The organism is Burkholderia sp. LMG 13014 (genome assembly GCF_905232215.1).
Taxonomy (GTDB): Bacteria; Pseudomonadota; Gammaproteobacteria; order Burkholderiales; family Burkholderiaceae; genus Burkholderia.
In genome coordinates, this window is the sequence record NZ_CAJNKE010000390.1 from 1 (window position 1) to 5,829 (window position 5,829).

The window sequence follows — 5,829 nt, forward strand, 5'->3', positions numbered from 1 at the left end:
TACGGCCGCCGCCGCGGACAGCGGCACGGCCGCGTCGTCGCGATGCTCGAAGGCCTCTTCGGCCGCAGCAAGCCATGCGTCGGCCGCGCGCACGGCCCCGCCGCGAGGGTTGGGCAGTGCGTCAGGGTGGGGAACGTTCGCCGGTTCTGGCCTCATGGACACGCGCGCCTGTCATCGTCAAGTCGCTCGCGCGAACCTCGGCGCGCAAGCGCCGGGCCGATGCGAGGCCTGAGCGGGGTGTCCGTGGGCCGGGGATCCGGTCAGATCTGGACCATCTCGAAGTCTTCCTTGCGGGCGCCGCATTCAGGACACGTCCAGTTGATCGGGACGTCTTCCCAGCGCGTGCCCGGGGCAATGCCCTCTTCCGGCAGCCCGGCTTCTTCGTCGTAAATCCAGCCACAAATCAGGCACATCCAGCTCTTGTATTCCATCTTAAGCCGCGTCGGGAAAGTCGGTAAATTCGGGAGCCATGATGGTACCGTGTCGGGGCCGGACTGCCTAGCAATCGCGCTGGAGTAACGCGACTACGTTGCGCTGCGCTAAAAAATCCGTCGTGCGGGCCGGATTCCGCCGCATAATGACTGAAAAGTGCGGCCTGCCGGGCAACACAGGGCCAAAAACGCCCATTTCGCCTCGCCGTCCGCATGTCCGTCGCTTGTCCGTTTTTCTCTTGCCCCATTTCTACATGTCCAGCAACGCCCCTCCGATCGTCCTCACCTTCGGCCTGTCCGACCCCACCGGCGGCTCTGGCATTCAAGCCGATCTGTTGACCCTGGCGAGCATGGGCTGTCACGGCGTGTCCGTCCTGACGGGCTACACCGTGCGCGACTCGGCCGCCTGCGACGAAGTGACGGGGCTCGATCCCGACGTCGTCGCCGCCCAGGCGCGCATGCTGCTCGAGGACATGCCGGTCGCCGCGTTCAAGATCGGCGCAACCACGCGTGCGGAAGTCGTCAGCGCGATCGCCGAAGTGGTCGCGGACTACGACGGCGTGCCGCTCGTGCTCGCACCGGACTTCACGCTCGACGACGAGCACGTGCTCGCCGCCGACGACCTGCGCGAATCGATCGCCGACCTGCTCGCGCCGCAAACCACGCTACTGGTCGCCGACTACGCGACGCTGATCGCGCTCGCGCAGCCGGACGGCGATGCCGAGGCGCCGAATCTCGATGCGGCCCTGTCGCACCTGCTGTCGCAAGGCTGCGAGTACATCCTGTCGTCCGAGACCGGCTCGCACCGGCTCGTCAACACGCTGTACGGCGAGGAAGGGCAACTGCGCGAGGACATGTGGGATCGTTCGCCGCACCGGCTGATGGGCATCACCGACACGCTGGGCGCAGCGATCGCGGCGCTGCTCGCGAATGGCCAGGAGCCGCCCGAAGCCGTGCGTGAGGCACAGGAATACCTGTACCAGGCCGTCCGCGACGCGTTCCGGCCCGGCATGGGCGCGTACCTGCCCGACCGGTTCTTCTGGGCGCGCAGCAACGAAGACTCGGACACGCCGCCAGCCGCGAAAGCCGACCCGGTGCCGAGGACATCGCACCGGCATTGAGGCGGCGCGGCGGGGCATGCCCCACCGCCGCGCATGCGCGCCATATTGGGCGCGATCTCTCGGATTCCCCGCGCGCACATCGAAATCTGCGCGCATAAAAAAAGACCCGCATCGCTGCGGGTCTTTTTCTTTGGCTGGAACGCGCATCGCTGCGCGCTCCGGACACCATCGACCGAAGTCGATTACATGTCCATGCCCATGCCGCCCATGCCGCCCGGCATGCCGCCCGGCATCGGTGCATCTTCCTTCGGCAGTTCTGCGACAGCTGCGTCCGTCGTCAGCAGCAGGCCTGCAACCGAAGCTGCGTTCTGCAGTGCGGTACGCGTGACCTTGGTCGGGTCGACGACGCCGGCTTCAACCATGTCGACGTACTCGCCCGTTGCTGCGTTGTAGCCGTAGTTGCCCGTACCTGCAGCAACTGCCGCCACCACGACGCTGGCTTCTTCGCCGCCGTTCGTGACGATCTGGCGCAGCGGCTCTTCCATTGCGCGCAGTACGATCTTGATGCCGGCGTTTTGATCGGCGTTAGCGCCGGTCAGGCCTGCGATCGCGGTGCGAGCGCGGATCAGCGCAACGCCGCCACCTGCCACGATGCCTTCTTCCACAGCTGCGCGCGTTGCGTGCAGTGCGTCTTCGACACGTGCCTTCTTTTCCTTCATTTCGACTTCGGTCGCAGCACCGACCTTGATCACTGCAACACCGCCGGCCAGCTTGGCCACGCGCTCTTGCAGCTTTTCACGGTCGTAGTCCGACGTCGCTTCTTCGATTTGCGCGCGCACTTGCTTCACGCGTGCTTCGATGTTCACGGCTTCGCCTGCGCCGTCGATGATCGTCGTGTTTTCCTTGCCCACTTCGATGCGCTTCGCCTGGCCCAGTTCTGCCAGCGTTGCCTTCTCGAGCGTCAGGCCAGTTTCTTCAGCGATCACCTGGCCGCCGGTCAGGATCGCGATGTCTTCCAGCATCGCCTTGCGACGATCGCCGAAGCCAGGCGCCTTGACCGCAACGGTCTTCAGGATGCCGCGGATGTTGTTGACGACCAGCGTTGCGAGCGCTTCGCCTTCGATGTCTTCAGCGATGATCAGCAGCGGACGGCCAGCCTTCGCGACTTGCTCGAGTACCGGCAGCAGATCACGGATGTTCGACACCTTCTTGTCGTGCAGCAGCACGAACGGGTTGTCGAGAACAGCGACTTGCTTTTCCGGGTTGTTGATGAAGTACGGCGACAGGTAGCCGCGGTCGAATTGCATGCCTTCGACGACGTCGAGTTCGTCAGCCAGCGACTTGCCGTCTTCGACGGTGATCACGCCTTCCTTGCCGACCTTGTCCATCGCTTCAGCGATGCGATCGCCGATCGACGTGTCGCTGTTCGCCGAGATCGAGCCGACCTGTGCGATTTCCTTGTTCGTCGTGCACGGCTTGCTGATCTTCTTCAGCTCTTCGACAGCCGCTGCGACTGCCTTGTCGATGCCGCGCTTCAGATCCATCGGGTTCATGCCCGATGCGACGTACTTCATGCCTTCGCGAACGATCGATTGCGCGAGGACGGTTGCCGTCGTCGTGCCGTCGCCTGCGTTGTCGCTGGTCTTGGAAGCCACTTCCTTGACCATTTGCGCGCCCATGTTCTGGAGCTTGTCCTTCAGCTCGATTTCCTTCGCGACCGACACACCGTCCTTGGTGACCGTCGGGCCGCCGAAGCTGCGCTCGAGCACGACGTTGCGGCCCTTCGGACCCAGCGTGACCTTGACTGCGTTGGCGAGAATGTTCACGCCTTCGACCATCTTCGAACGGGCGGAATCGCCGAATACGACGTCTTTAGCTGCCATCTTCTAACTCCTTGAATTCTTGGGAATATGTACCGTCGGTGGACGCTTACTTCGCGTTGACCACGGCCATGATGTCTTCTTCGCGCATGACCAGCAGTTCGTTGCCGTCGACCTTCACGGTCTGGCCTGCGTACTTGCCGAACAGGACGCGATCGCCGACCTTCACGTCGAGCGCGATCGGGGCGCCCTTGTCGTCGCGCTTGCCCGGGCCGACGGCCAGGACTTCGCCCTGGTCCGGCTTTTCAGCAGCGGCGTCGGGGATCACGATGCCCGAGGCGGTCTTGGTTTCCTGATCCAGGCGCTTGACGATCACGCGATCGTGCAAAGGACGAAGGTTCATATTCACTCCTCTCTTGACTGAGATTGAAGAACGCTTAGGGAATCTGCCCGGCTTATCGCCCGGCAGAGAATTGTTAGCACTCTCGTGCAGCGAGTGCTAATTATATGGACGGGTTTTGACAAATTCAAGAAGGGGAATCGGACGAATTTTCAGGGCGGCAATGCGACGGCAAAAGCACGCAAAAACAATCAAAAACCCTTTTAAAACAATACCCTGACGAACTCAGCCCGGCTTGGCCGGCGGGCCCGAGCGGCCCGCGAATCTCATCCAGCCCCGTTTGGACACCGGGTAAGCACGGAGTTCCTGCGATCGGCGGCATCGCATGAAAAAACCTGCGCGGGCGTCGATTCCGTCCGCCGCGACGCGCCCGCCCACCTCCGCTCGGGGATCCTCTCCCCCTCTCCCGCGGATCCATCGATCCATATCGAATCATACATTTTCATTACACAGATATTTACGGTTTACCTCGACGCAAAACACGTGTCAGGCCCCATCCGTAAGGGTTCGGATTACATTCAGTAATTCAGATGCGAATCATTCTCGTTTACATTGACTTTCCCATTTGACACTCCTACGATGCGCCGGATTGCAGTCATCTGCGTGCCCTGGCCGATCGGCGCCGCCCTTGCGGACAGCGCCTTAAAAGCAGGACTCCACACTAAATAGAACCAGGGATTTGATATGAAGTTTGCGTCGTTCCAGGGAGACAACATCCGGGCCCGGATGCGCCCCGCCGCTTGCGCGGCCATCCTCGCATGCGCATCGTTCGCGAGCGGTGCGGCTTTCGCCGACACGCCCGTCGACGCGCAGCCCGAAGCGCCCGAGGCCGACCTCGCGATCCAGGCGAAGCCGACCAACGCGTTGACCGGCATCTGGACGCGCCAGAACCTGCTCGGCGACATGGGCGGCATCCGTCCGTGGCTCGGCAAGTACGGTGCGACGCTGCAGATCACCGAAACCAGCGAATACCTCGCGAACCTGCGCGGCGGCCTGAACCGCGGCGGCGCGTACGACGGGCTGACGACGGCCACCTTGACGGTCGACACGCAGAAGGCGATCGGCCTGCCCGGCGGCACGTTCAACGTCAGCGCGCTGCAGATCCACGGCACCAACCTCAGCACGAGAAACCTCGGCACGCTCAACACCGCGAGCGGCATCGAGGCGCAGGGCACGACGCGCCTGTGGGAGCTCTGGTACCAGCAGTCGTTCCTCGACAAGCGCGTCGACGTGAAGATCGGCCAGCAGAGCCTGGACCAGGAATTCATGGTCAGCACGTATGCGAACACGTTCGTCAACACGATGTTCGGCTGGCCCGCGCTGCCGTCGTACGACCTGCCGAACGGCGGCCCCGCGTATCCGCTCGCGGGCCTCGGCGTGCGCGTGCGCGCGCAGATCACGCCGAAGCTCACCGCGCTCGCGGGCGTGTTCGACGGCGATCCGCTCGGCAACAACCAGAGCAACCTGAGCGGCACCAACTTCAACCTGCACAACGGCGCGCTCTATATCGGCGAACTGCAGTACGCGCTGAACCAGCCGTCCGACGGCGAAATGGACACCGGCCACTCGAACGGGCTGCCGGGCACCTACAAGATCGGCGTCTGGTATCACAACGGCCGCTTCGCGGACCAGAACGTGGGCACTGACGGGCTGTCGCTCGCGGATCCCGCGTCGAACGGCAGCGCGCAGCAGCGTCACGGCAACTACAGCTTCTACGCGGTGGCCGACCAGATGATCTGGCGCCCCGACCCGACCGGCCCGCGCAGCCTCGGCGTGTTCGCACGCGTGATGGGCGCGCCGGGCGACCGCAACCTGGTGAGCCTGTCGGCCAACGCGGGGATCGTGCTGAAGGCGCCGTTCGAAGGCCGCGACAACGACAGCGTCGGCCTCGGCGTCACGTACATCCAGGTCGGCAACCACGTGACCGACCTCGACCAGACCGCGCAGTCGTTCGCGGCCAGCCCGTACGGCGTGCGCACCCGCGAGACGACGCTCGAAGCGACCTACCAGTACCAGGTCAACCCGTGGTGGATCGTCCAGGCCGACGCGCAGTACACGTTCAATGCCGGCGCCGGCCAGAACCCGAGCGACGCGACCCAGCCGCTGCGCAACACGTT

The 5,829-nt window shown here is 63.9% G+C and carries 5 protein-coding genes; 2 read left to right on the top strand and 3 right to left on the bottom strand.

Features of this window, described 5'->3' with window-relative positions; translation table 11 throughout:
- Window positions 1-260: 260 nt before the first annotated feature.
- On the bottom strand, window positions 261-431 hold the full coding sequence (locus tag JYJ84_RS26795; RefSeq protein WP_004186709.1) for a rubredoxin: 171 nt from the start codon (window positions 429-431) through the stop codon (window positions 261-263).
- 254 nt (window positions 432-685) lie between these two features.
- On the opposite strand from JYJ84_RS26795, the gene JYJ84_RS26800 reads away from it, so the two are divergent.
- Window positions 686-1,552, top strand: coding sequence for a hydroxymethylpyrimidine/phosphomethylpyrimidine kinase (locus tag JYJ84_RS26800; RefSeq protein WP_043181580.1), 867 nt, complete (start codon window positions 686-688; stop codon window positions 1,550-1,552).
- Between the two features lie 182 nt (window positions 1,553-1,734).
- Here JYJ84_RS26800 and groL read toward each other — a convergent pair whose 3' ends face one another.
- Together groL and groES are read right to left on the bottom strand one after the other, a co-directional pair.
- A complete protein-coding gene (gene groL, locus JYJ84_RS26805) occupies window positions 1,735-3,375 on the bottom strand; it encodes a chaperonin GroEL (RefSeq protein WP_043181578.1) in 1,641 nt (546 codons plus the stop codon).
- A gap of 46 nt (window positions 3,376-3,421) precedes the next feature.
- On the bottom strand, window positions 3,422-3,715 hold the full coding sequence (groES, locus tag JYJ84_RS26810) for a co-chaperone GroES (protein WP_011351136.1): 294 nt from the start codon (window positions 3,713-3,715) through the stop codon (window positions 3,422-3,424).
- A 681-nt stretch (window positions 3,716-4,396) separates the two neighbouring features.
- On the opposite strand from groES, the gene JYJ84_RS26815 reads away from it, so the two are divergent.
- A partial coding sequence (locus tag JYJ84_RS26815; RefSeq protein WP_205189665.1) for a carbohydrate porin occupies window positions 4,397-5,829 on the top strand: 1,433 nt, incomplete at its 3' end.

What these genes read in the sequence shown, in the direction of transcription:
- JYJ84_RS26795 (WP_004186709.1), bottom strand. Translation starts at nt 431, where the DNA reads ATGGAATACAAGAGCTGGATGTGCCTGATTTGTGGCTGGATTTACGAC.
- JYJ84_RS26800 (WP_043181580.1), top strand. Translation starts at nt 686, where the DNA reads ATGTCCAGCAACGCCCCTCCGATCGTCCTCACCTTCGGCCTGTCCGAC.
- groL (WP_043181578.1), bottom strand. Translation starts at nt 3,375, where the DNA reads ATGGCAGCTAAAGACGTCGTATTCGGCGATTCCGCCCGTTCGAAGATG.
- groES (WP_011351136.1), bottom strand. Translation starts at nt 3,715, where the DNA reads ATGAACCTTCGTCCTTTGCACGATCGCGTGATCGTCAAGCGCCTGGAT.